Raw genomic sequence first — 12,707 nt, 5'->3', positions numbered from 1 at the left:
CGCACCCGCGGGTACGCGGCGCCGCCGTCCGCCGGGGAGGGCCGGTGGACGAAGGGTCAGCCGTGGTTCCAGACCGAGGAGATCCGGTCGTTCCACCCGCTGGGGACGAGGTTCGGGATGTCGGAGAAGGGCGGCACGATGAGTGAGCTGCCGCCGAAGTTGATGTGCTCGTAGTAGCGGACCGTGCAGTTCGTGCCGCCCATGGAGCTGATGACGTCGTTCCAGTCGTGCAGGTGCAGCGGGCCGTGGTGGACGTCGGTCAGGTCGTTGTACGCCTGGCGGGCCGGGCACCAGAACCAGTCGCCGGCGTACTCGACGTGCTCGAACATCTGCACCTCGCCCCGCGTGGCCGGGCGCGGGTCGCGCAGCAGCGCCGCGGCCCACAGCGCGCCGTTGACCGCGGTGTCGTCGGTGACCGCCGTCAGGCGCTCGGGGTGGTAGAGGTAGGTCAGCGGGCGGCCGTCGAACCGGGTCAGGTCCGCCGGGTCGTGCTCGACGCCGTCCACGACCACCGCCATGGCGGGCGCGGGGTGGGTGAGGGGCGCGGCGGCGAGCGCGGCGGCGGCCCGGGGCCGGGCCAGTGCCCTGGCGGGGTCCGCCGGCACGGGCCCCGCCGAGCGCGGCGCCCTGACCGCCTTGGCGACGAGCTGCTCCAGCGTGGTGATGTCGTGGTCGCGCAGGAGGGCCAGCACGTCGGCCTCCTCCAGGCCCCCGACGTGGTCGGAGAAGTCCAGGAAGCGCTCGACCTGGCGACGGGCGGGGGTTGAGATCTGGGTCACGGGTGCCTCCCCTTGGTAGCGCTGCGTACTCCCTCATGGTCGGGTGGGGCGGCGGCGCGGGCAGCCCCCCGGTGTTGGGGATGGCGGTCAGGCGGTGAAGGCTGCCATGAGCTCGTCCCGGCCGCTCGCGCCGGTCTTGCGGAAGATCGCTTTGAGGTGGTCGTGCACGGTGTGTCCGGACAGGTCGAGCAGCCGGGCGATCTGCTTCGGCGCGGCTCCGGCGCACAGCAGGTCCAGGACGCCGCGTTCGCGCGGGGTGAGGGCGTACCAGTCGCAGAACGAGGGCAGCAGCAGGCCGCCGGTCGCCGCCTGGATCACCACGGCCACCTCGCCCGTGCCGTCCCCGTCCATGGTCTGGCCCTCGACGGCGAGCCAGCGGCCGTACCGGGCCGCCGGGGCGCAGATGATCGGCCGGCCGGCGTCCGTGCCGCGCGCGTGCTCGGCGGCGTCGGCGGCCAGGGCCGTGACGAACGTGTCGGCCAGCCAGGCGTGCGCGTCGTGCCGGTCGGGGCGGCGCAGCCGGTCGAGCCACGCCCGGGCCTGCGGCGTCACGGCGCGGACGCCGCGGTCGGGGCCGACGACGATCACCCCGGCGGGCAGGGCGGGCACGGTGGGGGCGAGCGGGGCGGCGGTGACGTACCTGCGCAGCGCGGTCATCAGGGCGGGGGCGAGCAGCGCGGCCCGGCGCCGGTCGTCCTCGGTGAACGGCGCGGCGTCGCAGGCGCGGACCAGCCCGAGCAGGCCCCACACGCCGCCGCGCCCGTCACGCAGCAGCAGCCGCAGCTCGCAGGAGGCGCCGCAGGCCGCGAACGCCCGCCGCGCCCCCTCCTCGGCGCCGGCCACCGCGACCGGCACCCGCAGCCGGGCCAGTGACGCGGGCCGGCACGGGTCGCCGTGGGCGCGGCGGTGGGCGAGCAGGGAGAGGGCCAGTTCGCGTTCGTAGCGGTGCCAGAAGCTGAACGAGCCCTGCCCGAGCCCGGTCGCCGGGCTGGTGCCGACCAGCCTCAGCGCGTCGTGCGGCAGCAGCGGGGCGATGGCGGCGGACATGGCGGCGCCGACGTGCTCGGCCGCGACGCCCCGGTCCATCAGGGTGCGCACCTCGTGGACCACGCGGTCCTGGCATGAGCTCACGCGGCCAGGTCAGCACGCCGCATCCCCACTCGGCAAGCACGGGGTAGTCGTTCGGCTACGTCAGGTCACATTCAGCCGCCGCAGCTCGTCCTCGGTCAGCGTCAGGGCCGTCGCCTCCGCCGACGCCCGCACCGACTCCGGCCGGGTGGCGCCCGGGATGGGGACGACGTGCTCGGAGTGGGCCAGGTGCCAGGCCAGGCAGACCTGCTGCGGGGTGCGGCCGCGTTCCTCGGCCACCTCGTGGAAGGGGGTGCGGGGCGGGGCGGCGCCGGGACCGTCCAGGGCGCTGCGGGCGATGCCGCCGAGCGGGCTCCACGGCAGGAAGGCGATGCCGAGGCGGTCGCACAGCCGCAGCTCGGGCAGGCTCTCCCGGTGCTGAGGGCTGTAGCGGTTCTGCACCGAGACCAGGGAGTCGCCGAGGACGGCCCTGGCCTGGTGGATCTGCTCGCAGGTCACGTTGGAGACGCCGGCCGCGCGGATGAGGCCCGCGTCGAGGAGGTCGCGCAGCGCGCCCACCGACTCCGCCCACGGGACGTCCGGGTCGGGCTTGTGCAGCTGGTAGAGGCCGATCGCCTCGACGCGCAGGCGGCGCAGGGAGCCCTCGCAGGCGGCCCTGAGGCGGTCGGGACGGCCGTCGACCGTCCAGGAGCCGTCGCCGGGACGGCCGCGCCCGCCCTTCGTGGCGACCAGCACGCCGGAGGCGTCGCCGGACCAGGTGGCCAGGGCCTCGGCGACGAGCTCCTCGTTGTGGCCGCGCTCGCCGGCGTGCCAGTGGTAGGAGTCGGCCGTGTCGATCAGGGTGAGGCCCGCGTCGAGGGCGGCGTGCACGGTGGCGATCGCGCGGGCGCGGTCCGGACGGCCCTCGACGGACAGCGGCATGGCGCCCAGGCCGACGGCGCCGACCTCGGCGGTTCCGATGCGACGGGTGATCATGGTCGGTCAGCCTTCCGGGAGGAGGTCGGCGACGGCCCGCGGCAGCCAGGCCGCGACATCGGTGAACGTGAAGCCGAGCGCGGCGGCCCGGCCCGCGTCGATGGCGTAGGAGCGGTCGAAGGAGAACGGCGAGGCGGGCTCGCCGCCGGTCACCACGCGGTGGACGGGCGCCGGCGAGCCGGTCGCGGCGGCGACGGCCGCGCACAAGCCGGTGACGGTCAGCGTGTCGCGGGAGGCGGCGTTGAGCGCGCCGGTGACGTCGGTGCCCGTCGCCGCCCAGTGCAGGAACGCGGCGATCTCCGCGTGGTGGACGAACGACGTGGGGGCCGGGTCGCGGTGCACGGCGACCGGCAGCCCGGCGCGTACGCGGTCCACGTAGTGGCGCAGCCGTCCGGTGAAGTCGGCGTCCCCGCCGCCGAGCACGTGGGCGCTGCGCACGGCGAGGAACGGGAAGGCCGGGTCCCGGGCGAACACGGCCTCGGCCTGGCGTTTGCCCTCCGCGTACGCGGCCGCCTCGCCGAGCAGCCGGGACACGGCGTCCGGCGATCCCCACGGCAGCCCGCGGTCCACCGGCCAGGACGCGGCCTCGACCGTCTCCTCGCGGACCGGGGCCGTGGCCGGGGGCAGCAGCGACGGCGAGGTGGCCGGGTCGTAGACCTCCATGGTGGAGGTCATCACGTAGCGGGCGGTGCGGCCGGCGAAGACCCGGCGGGCGACGTCGGCGTGCGCGGGCGTGTAGCAGACCTGGTCCACGACGGCGTCGAAGGCCCGGCCGTCCAGTGCGCGGGCGAGCGCCGTCGCGTCCGCCCGGTCGGCGACGACGTGCTCGGCCCCGGGCGGCGGCGCGGCCGAGCCCCGGTTGACCACGGTCACGCGGTCGCCGCCGGCCAGCAGCAGGCGGATCAGGCGGCGGCCGAAGTAGCGGTTGCCGCCGATGACGCAGAAGTGTCGCATGCGGCCAAGACTGGCCCGGACGAGGTCAGCAGTGGTAGTGGTGACTTGCTGGCCTCGTGTTAAGGAGAACTGTTGATCGACGCCCACCGGCTCAGGGTGCTGCGGGAGGTGGCCGCGCACGGCAGCTTCAACCGGGCGGCGGCCGCGATGCTGCTCACGCCGTCCGCCGTCTCGCAGCAGATCGCCGCGCTGGAACGGCAGCTCGGCACCCCGGTCGTCACCCGCAGCACCCGCGGCGTGGTCCTCACCGAGCCGGGCCGGCTGCTGGTGGAGACGGCCGAGACGATCGCGGCCGAGCTGCGGCACGCCCGGGAGCGGATCGACGAGCTGGCCTCGGGGCGCCGGCGGCTGACCGTGGCCACCTTCACCAGCGGCGGCCGCGCGCTGCTGCCCGGCGTGCTGGCGCGGTTCGTCGCCGCCCATCCCGACGTCGCGACGAACGTGGTCGAGCGGGAGCCGGAGGACAGCCTGCCGCTGGTCCGGCGCGGCGAGGCGGACCTGGCGATCGCCTACCACTTCGACGGGCCGCTGCCGGTGCTGCCCGGCGACCGCACGGGGCTGGCCTGGACGCCGCTGGCCGAGGACCCGCTGTCGGTGGCGCTGCCGGCCGCCCATCCGCTGGCCGGCCGGGCGTCGCTGGACCTGAGCGAGCTGGCCGAGCAGCCGTGGGTGATCGGCTGCTCCAAGACCGAGGCGTTCCTGCGCGGGTACGCCGCCGCGGCCGGGTTCGAGCTGCGGGTCAGCGGCTCCACCACCGACTACCACCTGGCGCAGGCGCTGACGGCGGCCGGGCTGGGCGTCAGCCTGGTGCCGTCCATCTGCCTGGCGCGCGACACGCCCGGCCTGGCCGTCGTGCCGCTGAACCCGCCGCGCCCGGCCCGCTACCTCGGGATCGCCACCGCTCTGCGGCGCGACCACCCGCTGGTGCCGACGCTGGTCGACTGGCTGCGCGAGGAGGCCGCGGCACTGGGACGGTAGCGGACCGATCCTGTCCGCCGGTGATGTCACAGTGTCCCCGGGAACCTCTTCCCGCACCGAACGGAGTGATTCGTATGAGCCGCCATGTCCAGATCACCTTCGACGCCCACGACCCGAAGGCGCTGTCGACGTTCTGGCGTGACGCGCTGGGCTACGTCCACCCCGGCCCGCCCGGGGTCGAGCTGCCGCAGGGCGCCGACCCGCTGGCCGCCTGGGACGACTTCCTGGCCGGGATGGGCGTCCCCGAGGAGGAGCGCGACACGCGGTCGGCCATCGAGGACCCCGACGGCCGGGGCCCCCGGGTGTTCTTCCAGCGGGTGCCGGAGGGCAAGGCCGCCAAGAACCGCGTGCACCTCGACGTCCGGGCGGCTCCTGGGCTGCACGGCGCGGAGCGCATGGCGGCGCTGGAGGCCGAGTGCGAGCGGCTGGCCGGGCTGGGCGCGACGCGGGTGCGGCGACACGAGCCCGAGCCGCCGTTCGCCGCCGGCCACATCGTGATGACCGACCCCGAGGGCAACGAGTTCTGCCTCGACTGACCACCCAGGACGTCCGGCCGAGGAATCAGTCGTCGGCACACCTGCACGGCACGATGACCAGCGTGCCCGCTTCGATGTGGGTCACCTTCTTCGAGCCGAGGCAGAAGCGGCATTTCAGCGTCTCGGCGATCCACGGGTCAGACCATACGTTGTGCTGCCAGGCCGGCGGCGGCCCGTCCGTGGGCGGTTCCGTGCCGCGCTCGGCGGGCTCGTTCTCGCCGCCCACCTGGCCGAGGCCGCCGCAGAACGTGCAGGAAAGGAACAGCTCGCCGAGCTGCACGCCGCGGCGGCCCTGGCATTCGGGGCAGGTGATCGGGTCCGTCACTTACGGCCGGTCCCGCTGCAGGACTTGCACGACATCCATGTGGACTGCTTCTTCGAGTCGCCGTTCTGGTCGATCCACTCCCCGCCGGCCCCCATGCAGACACCGCACACGGGACGCTCTTCCTGCTCGTCGTCGTACGCCATACTGCGGACGGTAGCCGAGCATGCGCAGGCTGTCTGTCGCCTGACGGATCTGGTTGCGCTCACCTCAGTCACGCGTGGGGAAGGCGGAAGGTGAGTGCTGCGAGAATGGCCGCATGGCCAAGCTGACCGGAGCGTAGATCGCACACGAGGGGCCGGCGGGGTGGGCGTACCTGCTCGGCAGCCTGCACACCCGCCTCCACACCGGCACGTTCGCGGCCGGGCTCGCACTCGTCGACGCGATCGGCGCGGTGGCCGAGGAGATGGACCACCATCCCGACCTCGACCTGCGCTACACCCATGTCGACGTCCGGCTGTCCAGTCACGACACGGGCGGCGTCACCGGGCGCGACCTGCGGCTGGCGCGCGCGGTGACGACGCTCGCCGCCGACGCCGGGGTGCGCCTCGACCCGGCGTCCGTCTCGGTGCTCGAACTCGGCCTCGACACGCCCGCGCGGGACACGGTCCGGCCGTTCTGGGCGGCGGTGCTGGCGGTGCCCGCCGACGACCGGGGCGAGTTGCAGGATCCGGCCGGCGCGCTGCCCGGCGTGTGGTTCCAGCCGTCCGGCGACGAGGAGCCCCGCCAGCGCTGGCACCTCGACGTGTGGGTGGAGCCCGCGCAGGTCCAGCCCCGGATCGACGCGGCGCTCGCGGCGGGCGGGCGGCTGGTGCACACCGACGGGGCGCCGCGGTTCTGGGTGCTGGCCGACCCCGAGGGCAACCACGTCTGCCTGTGCACCTGGCAGGAGCGCGACTGAGCTGCGGCGGCGGTCAGCGGGGCCCGTCGGGCAGGCCGGCCCGTGCCCTGGCGAGCAGCTCGCGGGTGCGCGGCAGGCCGGCCAGGCGGGTGGCCAGGGCGTCCAGCGTGACGGTCAGCACCCGGGCCGGCACGCCGCGCGCCGCCAGCACGTACGCCATCCAGGTGACGAAGGACGTGAACAGGCCGGGGTCGTCGACGTAGGCGGCGGCCTTGAGGTAGTCGACGACGTAGGCGACGTCCTCGGCGGTGTGGCCGGTGGGCTCCTGGCCCGCGGTGACGGGCACGTGCTCGTCCAGCTCCTGCATGACGCCCCTGACCAGCTCGGCGGCCCGGTCGGTGAGCGCCGTGTACTCGGGGCCGGCCAGGTGCGGCGGCCGTCCGGGGCTCAGCCCGGTCGCGGCCCGGCGCGGCGGCGGCCCGGCGTCGAGCAGGTCGGCGGCGGCCCGCGCGTCGGGCGCCCAGGCGTCGGCCCCGAGCAGACGGGCGTAGCGGCCGTCGGGCCCGAAGGCGGCGCCGCCGACGAGCACGGGCGCGCCCGCCGCCTGGCAGGCGCTGATGGCCGCGTGCGCGGCGGGCAGCCGGGTGGCGATCGACCCGGACAGCGCGACCGCGGCCGGGGCGGTCCTGTGCACGTGCACGACCAGGTGCGCGGTCGGTACGTGCGCGCCCAGGTAGTCCACCTGCCAGCCGCGCAGCCGGAGCACCTCGGCCAGCAGCCGGGCCGGGAAGGTGTGCCACTCGCCGTCCACGCACGCCACGCTCACCCGCCCCCTGGCCGGGCCGGTACGGTGGCCGCGCGCCCCTGGCTCGTGGGCCAGCACGGCCAGCACCCGCTCGTGGACGGCGGTCGCCGTGTGCTCCTGGGCGACGGTGAGCCGGTTGGCCGCCCAGTCCAGGCCCACGCGGGCCTGCGCGACGGCGACGACGTCCAGGAGCATGGTCTCCAGGGGCACGCCGGCGTCGAGACCGGCCCGCGCGGCGTCGATCGCGGCGTACTCGTCGCCGGACGTCGCCGCCGTCCGCAGCGCCTCGACGCAGCGCTCGATCTCGTCCCGCGGGCCGGAGGCGCTCACGCCGGAAGACCTCCGTCCGGGACGTCGGGGGCGTCGGGGGTGTCGGGGGTGTCGCGCGGCGCGCCGATGGCGACGATGGCGATGTCGTCGCGCTCCCGCTCGCCCGCCCACTGGGAGGCGAGCATCTGGACGCGTTCGGCCAGCGCGGCGGCCGGCATGCCGGCGCACTGCCGCAGCTCCTCGCGCAGCCGGTCGTCGCCGAACATCTCGTCGCCCAGCGGGCCGCCCCTGGCCTCGATGACGCCGTCGCTGTAGAGCAGGCACGTCTCGCCGGGGTCCAGGAGCACCGTCTGGGTGACGCTGGTGATCTGGTCGAGCAGGCCGATCAGGGTGCCGCGGGTGCGGGCGTCCTCCACCCGGCCGTCGTTGCGGACGATCATCGGCGGCGGATGGCCGGCGCTGGTCAGCCGCAGCTCCAGCCGGGGGCCGCGGCGCTCGACCCCGGCCAGCACCAGCGTGACGTAACGCGGGCTGGACTCGGCGAGCAGCACCTCGTTGAGCCGTTCCAGCACGCGCTGGTGGTCGTCGGCCAGCGGCAGCAGGGCGCGCAGCGTGTTGCGGATCTTGCCGGTCAGCACGGCGGCCTCCAGCCCCTTGCCGGAGACGTCGCCGAGCACCACCAGCGCCGCGCCGCCCGATCCGGCGACCGGGTGCACGTCGTAGAAGTCGCCGCCGACCAGCGCGCCGTGGCCCGCCGCCCGGTAGCGGGCCGCGACGTCGGCGACGTCGAGGTACGGCGTCATCGGCGGCAGCAGGTCGGCCATCAGCGTCTCGGCGATGGCCCCCTGCTCGGCGTACACGCGGGCGATGGAGATCGCGGTGCCGGCCCGCGCCACGAACAGCCGGGCGAACACCTCCTCGGCCGCGGTGAAGCCGGCCGAGGAGCGCAGCAGGATCAGCGCGCCGGCGGGCAGGCCGTAGCCGGGGAGCGAGATCACCACCACGGAACGCGTGTCGTCCCGCCCCTCGGCCAGCACCCAGTCGGGCGCCTGCCCGGGGTCCACCCAGCGGGCGGGCACCGGCGGGAAGGCCCGCAGCGCCTCGGCCAGCCCCGGCATGGAGCGCGGGTCGATGTCCAGGTTCCGGCGCACGGCCTCGCCGCCGGCCTCGTGGTAGGCGACCTCGTACCGGCGCGGGCCCAGCGGCACGACGGCCCGGGCGGCGTGGGCGAGGTGCCGCACGGCCAGGCGGGCGACCGCCTCCAGGCAGCGGTCGAGGTTGAGCGAGGACAGCAGCTCGGTGGCCGCCGCCACCATGGACGCGGCCGAGTCCCGCTCGGCCCGCAGCGCCTCCATGGCCTGCTCCCGCGCGGTGACGTCGACCAGCCACCAGGTGACGCGGTCGCGCCCGGCGCGCACGGGATGGGCCTCGAACATCCGCTCCCCGACCGGCCCCCGCGCGGGCTCGGGCAGGCTCCCGGCGTCGGGCGACGCGGCCAGGCGGGCGCACAGGTCATGGTGGGCGCGGGCCAGCCAGTCCGGCGCGATCCGCGTCGCGTCGCCCAGCAGGGACCGGGCGGCGGCGTTGGCCCGCTCGACGGCGCCCGACGCGTCGGCGACCAGCATCGGGTACGGCGTGTCCTCCCCCAGCATGCCGATCGCGCCCCGTTCGTGAACACCTACGAGATTTTCACTCTACTGACGTGACCTGCACGGCTTTCCCGACGCCGAATCGTCTTTGTCGCATTTTTAGCCGCGTGACCTTCGGCGCACCCTCCCGGCCCCCGTCTCCGGACGCGTGTGCCCGAGCGGTGGCCGGGTGGTCTACCGTCTGATCGTGCTCGCCTCACACCATGTCCCCCGCCCGGCCGCGCACGGCGGGGGCGCGCCATGAGAAGCCTGCGGCTGACGGGCGCCTTCCTGTCCCGGTTCCACCATCCGGCGCAGGTCATCGCGACCGGGTTCGCGGCCCTCATCCTGACCGGCACGGCCCTGCTGACCTCGCCCTTGGCCACGACCACGGGCGAGTCGGCCGGCTGGCTGACCGCGCTGTTCACCGCGACGTCCGCGGCCTGCGTGACCGGCCTGGTCGTGGTGGACACCGCCACCCACTGGTCGGTGGCCGGGGAGGTGGTGATCGCCATGCTGGCCCAGGTGGGCGGGCTGGGCATCATGACGATGGCGACGCTGTTCACCGTCCTGGTCGCGGGCCGGCTGGGGCTGCGCGCCCGCATGTTCGCCCAGGCCGAGACCAAGACGCTGAGCATGTCCGACGTCCGGCGCGTGGTGCGCAACGTGGTCGTCTTCAGCCTCGTCTCCGAGCTGATCGTCGGCGCCGTCCTCACCGCGCGCTTCGTCACGGGCTACGGCGAGCCGCTGGGCCGGGCGATGTACCTGGGCTGGTTCCACGCGGTGTCGGCGTTCAACAACGCCGGGTTCGCGCTGTGGCCGGACAATCTGATGCGGTTCGTCACCGACGCGTGGATCTGCCTGCCGATCGCGTTCGCGGTGATCGTGGGCGGGCTGGGCTTCCCGGTGGTGTTCGAGCTGGCCCGCGCCTGGCGCCGGCCCAGCCGCTGGTCGGTGCTCACCCGGGTCACCGTCGGGGTGACGCTCGTCCTGCTCGCGGTGGGGACGCTGGTCTTCCTGGTGACCGAGTGGCGCAACCCCAGGACGCTCGGCGGGCTCGACGACTCCGGCAAGCTGCTGGCCGCGTTCTTCACCGGGGTCATGCCGCGCTCGGGCGGGTTCAACAGCCTCGACATCGGCCAGCTCTACCCGAGCAGCCTGCTCGCCACCGACCTGCTGATGTTCATCGGCGGCGGCAGCGCCGGCACGGCGGGCGGCATCAAGGTCACCACGTTCGGGCTGCTGGCGTTCATCATCTGGGCCGAGCTGCGGGGCGAGCCCCGGGTGAACATCGGACACCGGCGCCTGGCCGAGTCCGCGCAGCGCCAGGTCATCTCGATCACCATGATCGGCGTCGTGCTGGTCGCCGTCTCCACCTACCTGCTGCTCGCCATCACGCCCCACAGCCTGGACCAGGTGCTGTTCGAGGTGGTCTCGGCGTTCGGCACGAACGGGCTGTCCACCGGCATCACCGCCGACGCCACGCCCGCCGGGCACCTGCTGCTGGCGGCGCTGATGTTCATCGGCCGCATCGGCCCGCTCACGCTGGGTTCCGCGCTCGCCCTGAAGGAGCGCACCCGTCGCTACGAACTACCCGAGGAACGTGTCATCGTTGGCTGACAAGAAGACAGACCCCGTCGTGGTCATCGGCCTGGGCCGCTTCGGCACCTCGCTCGCCCTGGAGCTCACCCGGCGCGGCACCGAGGTCCTGGCCATCGACAACCGGCCGAAGGTCGCCCAGAGCCTGGCCGGGCAGATCACCCACATCGCCACCGCCGACTCCACCGACCTGGAGACGCTGCGCCAGCTCGGCGTGCCCGACTTCTACCGGGCGGTGGTGGCCATCGGCGGCGACCTGGAGGCCAGCATCCTGACCACGTCGCTGCTGATCGAGCTGGAGATCGACGACATCTGGGCCAAGGCCGTCAGCCGCCAGCACGGCCGGATCCTCGGGCGCATCGGCGCCCATCACGTCGTCTTCCCCGAGCACGACATGGGCGAGCGGGTGGCCCACATGGTGACCGGCCGGATGCTGGACTTCATGCAGGTGGACGAGAACTTCGCGATGGCCAAGACCCGGCCGCCCAAGGAGTACATCGGGGTCCCGCTCGGCCGGTCCAACCTGCGCCGCAAGCACGGCGTCACCGTGGTGGCGGTCAAGAGCGCGGAGGAGGAGTTCACCTACGCCGGTTCCGACACCGAGCTGGGGTACGGCGACGTGATCATCGTCTCCGGCCGCACCGAGGACGTCGAACGCTTCGCCGACCTCACGTAGTCCGGCGGTCGTCGGCGGGGCCCAACGGGGCGGGCCGATGTTGGCCGGGGCGACAGGCCCGTCCGGGTCGTGGTTGACGATGATGGGCGGTCCGTCCGACCGGAGGCAGCCACCATGACACCACGCCGTACCCCGTCCGACCGGGCCCGCGAGGCCGCGATGATCGCCGACATCGAGCGGCTCGTACGCTGCGAGTCGCCGTCCGGCGACCTGGCCGCGGTCGCCCGCAGCGGCACGGCCGTGGCCGAGCTGGGCGCCGCCCACCTGGGGGCCGAGGCGGAGCGCGTCGTCATCGACGGGCGCACCCACGTGCGGTGGCGGTTCGGCGGCGAGCCCCGGGTGCTGCTGCTCGGCCACCACGACACGGTGTGGCCGGTCGGCTCGCTGGAGCGGCACCCGTTCGAGGTGCGCGACGGGGTGCTGCGCGGGCCGGGCTGCTTCGACATGAAGGCCGGGCTGGTGATGGCCTTCCACGCGCTGGCGGCGCTGGACGACCTGGACGGCGTGACCGTCCTGGTCACCGGCGACGAGGAGCCCGGGTCCCCCACCTCGCGGCGGCTGGTCGAGGACGAGGCGCGCGGCTGCGCGGCGGCGCTGGTCCTGGAGGCCGCCGGTCCCGGCGGGGCGCTCAAGACCGAGCGGAAGGGCGTCTCCCGGTACGAGGTGCTGGTGCGGGGCCGGGCCGCGCACGCCGGGCTGGAGCCGGAACGCGGCGTGAACGCGACGGTCGAGGTGACCCACCAGGTCGCGGCCGTGGCGGCGCTGGCCGATCCCGCGCTGGGCACGACCGTCACCCCGACCCGCCTGGAGTCGGGCACCACGGTCAACACGGTGCCCGCGCGGGCCCGCTTCGAGGTGGACGTACGGGTCAGGGACGCCCGCGAGCAGGACCGGGTGGACGCGGCGATGCGCGGGCTGCGGCCGGTGCTGCCCGGCGCGGGCGTCACGGTCGGCGGCGGGCCGAACCGGCCGCCGCTCCCGGCGTCGGCGTCGAAGGAGCTGTTCGAGCGGGCGTGCCGGCTCGCCGGCACCCTCGGTATCGGCCCGCTGACCTCGGTCGCCGTGGGCGGGGCCTCGGACGGCAACTTCACCGCCGGGACGGGCACCCCCACCCTGGACGGCCTGGGCGCGGTCGGCGGCGGCGCGCACGCCGACGACGAGCACGTGCTGGTCGCGGAGCTGCCGGGCCGCACCCGGCTGCTGACGGCCCTGGTCGCCGACCTGCTGACCACAGCGCGATGACCGCCCCGCACAA

General features: G+C 75.0%; 14 protein-coding genes. 6 read left to right on the top strand and 8 right to left on the bottom strand.

Annotated features, from left to right (window positions below; all coding sequences use genetic code 11):
* Positions 1–56 precede the first annotated feature (56 nt).
* The 4 genes from ABT158_RS16365 to ABT158_RS16350 all read right to left on the bottom strand — a co-directional run bounded on the left by ABT158_RS16365 (position 57) and on the right by ABT158_RS16350 (position 3,797).
* On the bottom strand, positions 57–779 hold the full coding sequence (locus tag ABT158_RS16365; protein ID WP_352353909.1) for a beta/gamma crystallin family protein: 723 nt from the start codon (positions 777–779) through the stop codon (positions 57–59).
* Between the two features lie 87 nt (positions 780–866).
* Positions 867–1,910 carry a helix-turn-helix transcriptional regulator gene (locus tag ABT158_RS16360; RefSeq protein WP_352353907.1) on the bottom strand — a complete coding sequence of 348 codons (1,044 nt, stop codon included), beginning with the start codon at positions 1,908–1,910 and terminating at the stop codon, positions 867–869.
* Between the two features lie 60 nt (positions 1,911–1,970).
* Positions 1,971–2,843: an aldo/keto reductase gene (locus ABT158_RS16355; protein WP_352353905.1), complete on the bottom strand. Its 873-nt coding sequence runs from the start codon at positions 2,841–2,843 to the stop codon at positions 1,971–1,973.
* Between the two features lie 6 nt (positions 2,844–2,849).
* The gene (locus ABT158_RS16350) at positions 2,850–3,797 is read right to left on the bottom strand and encodes an NAD-dependent epimerase/dehydratase family protein (protein WP_352353903.1); all 948 of its coding nucleotides are present in this window, start codon (positions 3,795–3,797) and stop codon (positions 2,850–2,852) included.
* A gap of 72 nt (positions 3,798–3,869) precedes the next feature.
* Here ABT158_RS16350 and ABT158_RS16345 point away from each other — a divergent pair, with 72 nt between their 5' ends.
* Both ABT158_RS16345 and ABT158_RS16340 read left to right on the top strand, forming a co-directional pair.
* Entirely contained in the window at positions 3,870–4,775 is a 906-nt protein-coding gene (locus ABT158_RS16345; RefSeq protein ID WP_352353901.1) for a LysR family transcriptional regulator, read from the top strand.
* Positions 4,776–4,849: 74 nt separating this feature from the next.
* Positions 4,850–5,311, top strand: a complete 462-nt coding sequence (locus ABT158_RS16340) for a VOC family protein (RefSeq protein ID WP_352353899.1) — start codon at positions 4,850–4,852, stop codon at positions 5,309–5,311.
* 25 nt (positions 5,312–5,336) lie between these two features.
* Here ABT158_RS16340 and ABT158_RS16335 read toward each other — a convergent pair whose 3' ends face one another.
* A complete protein-coding gene (locus ABT158_RS16335) occupies positions 5,337–5,636 on the bottom strand; it encodes a hypothetical protein (protein WP_352353897.1) in 300 nt (99 codons plus the stop codon).
* The gene (locus ABT158_RS16330; RefSeq protein WP_352353895.1) at positions 5,633–5,779 is read right to left on the bottom strand and encodes a hypothetical protein; all 147 of its coding nucleotides are present in this window, start codon (positions 5,777–5,779) and stop codon (positions 5,633–5,635) included. The genes ABT158_RS16335 and ABT158_RS16330 overlap by 4 nt, the downstream gene beginning before the upstream one ends.
* A 137-nt stretch (positions 5,780–5,916) precedes the next feature.
* On the opposite strand from ABT158_RS16330, the gene ABT158_RS16325 reads away from it, so the two are divergent.
* Positions 5,917–6,534 (top strand): 4a-hydroxytetrahydrobiopterin dehydratase, encoded by a 618-nt coding sequence (locus ABT158_RS16325; protein WP_352354268.1) that lies wholly within the window; start codon positions 5,917–5,919, stop codon positions 6,532–6,534.
* A 13-nt stretch (positions 6,535–6,547) separates the two neighbouring features.
* On the opposite strand, the gene ABT158_RS16320 is transcribed toward ABT158_RS16325, so the two are convergent.
* Positions 6,548–7,609, bottom strand: a complete 1,062-nt coding sequence (locus ABT158_RS16320) for a cobalamin B12-binding domain-containing protein (RefSeq protein WP_352353893.1) — start codon at positions 7,607–7,609, stop codon at positions 6,548–6,550.
* Complete coding sequence (locus ABT158_RS16315; protein WP_352353891.1) at positions 7,606–9,201, bottom strand: PP2C family protein-serine/threonine phosphatase; 1,596 nt, start codon at positions 9,199–9,201, stop codon at positions 7,606–7,608. Before ABT158_RS16315 ends, ABT158_RS16320 begins: the two co-directional genes overlap by 4 nt.
* Before the next feature lie 237 nt (positions 9,202–9,438).
* On the opposite strand from ABT158_RS16315, the gene ABT158_RS16310 reads away from it, so the two are divergent.
* From ABT158_RS16310 to ABT158_RS16300, 3 genes are all read left to right on the top strand, one after another.
* Complete coding sequence (locus ABT158_RS16310) at positions 9,439–10,797, top strand: TrkH family potassium uptake protein (protein WP_352353889.1); 1,359 nt, start codon at positions 9,439–9,441, stop codon at positions 10,795–10,797.
* On the top strand, positions 10,790–11,452 hold the full coding sequence (locus tag ABT158_RS16305; protein WP_352326306.1) for a potassium channel family protein: 663 nt from the start codon (positions 10,790–10,792) through the stop codon (positions 11,450–11,452). The genes ABT158_RS16310 and ABT158_RS16305 overlap by 8 nt, the downstream gene beginning before the upstream one ends.
* A 114-nt stretch (positions 11,453–11,566) precedes the next feature.
* Positions 11,567–12,694 (top strand): M20 family metallopeptidase, encoded by a 1,128-nt coding sequence (locus ABT158_RS16300; RefSeq protein ID WP_352353887.1) that lies wholly within the window; start codon positions 11,567–11,569, stop codon positions 12,692–12,694.
* Positions 12,695–12,707: the final 13 nt, after the last annotated feature.

The sequence above is a fragment of the Nonomuraea sp. NPDC001636 genome, from assembly GCF_040298265.1.
In the GTDB taxonomy this organism is placed as follows: Bacteria; Actinomycetota; Actinomycetes; order Streptosporangiales; family Streptosporangiaceae; genus Nonomuraea.
The sequence above is the reverse complement of the archived record's forward strand: the minus strand, read 5'-3'. Positions and strand labels throughout refer to the sequence as shown.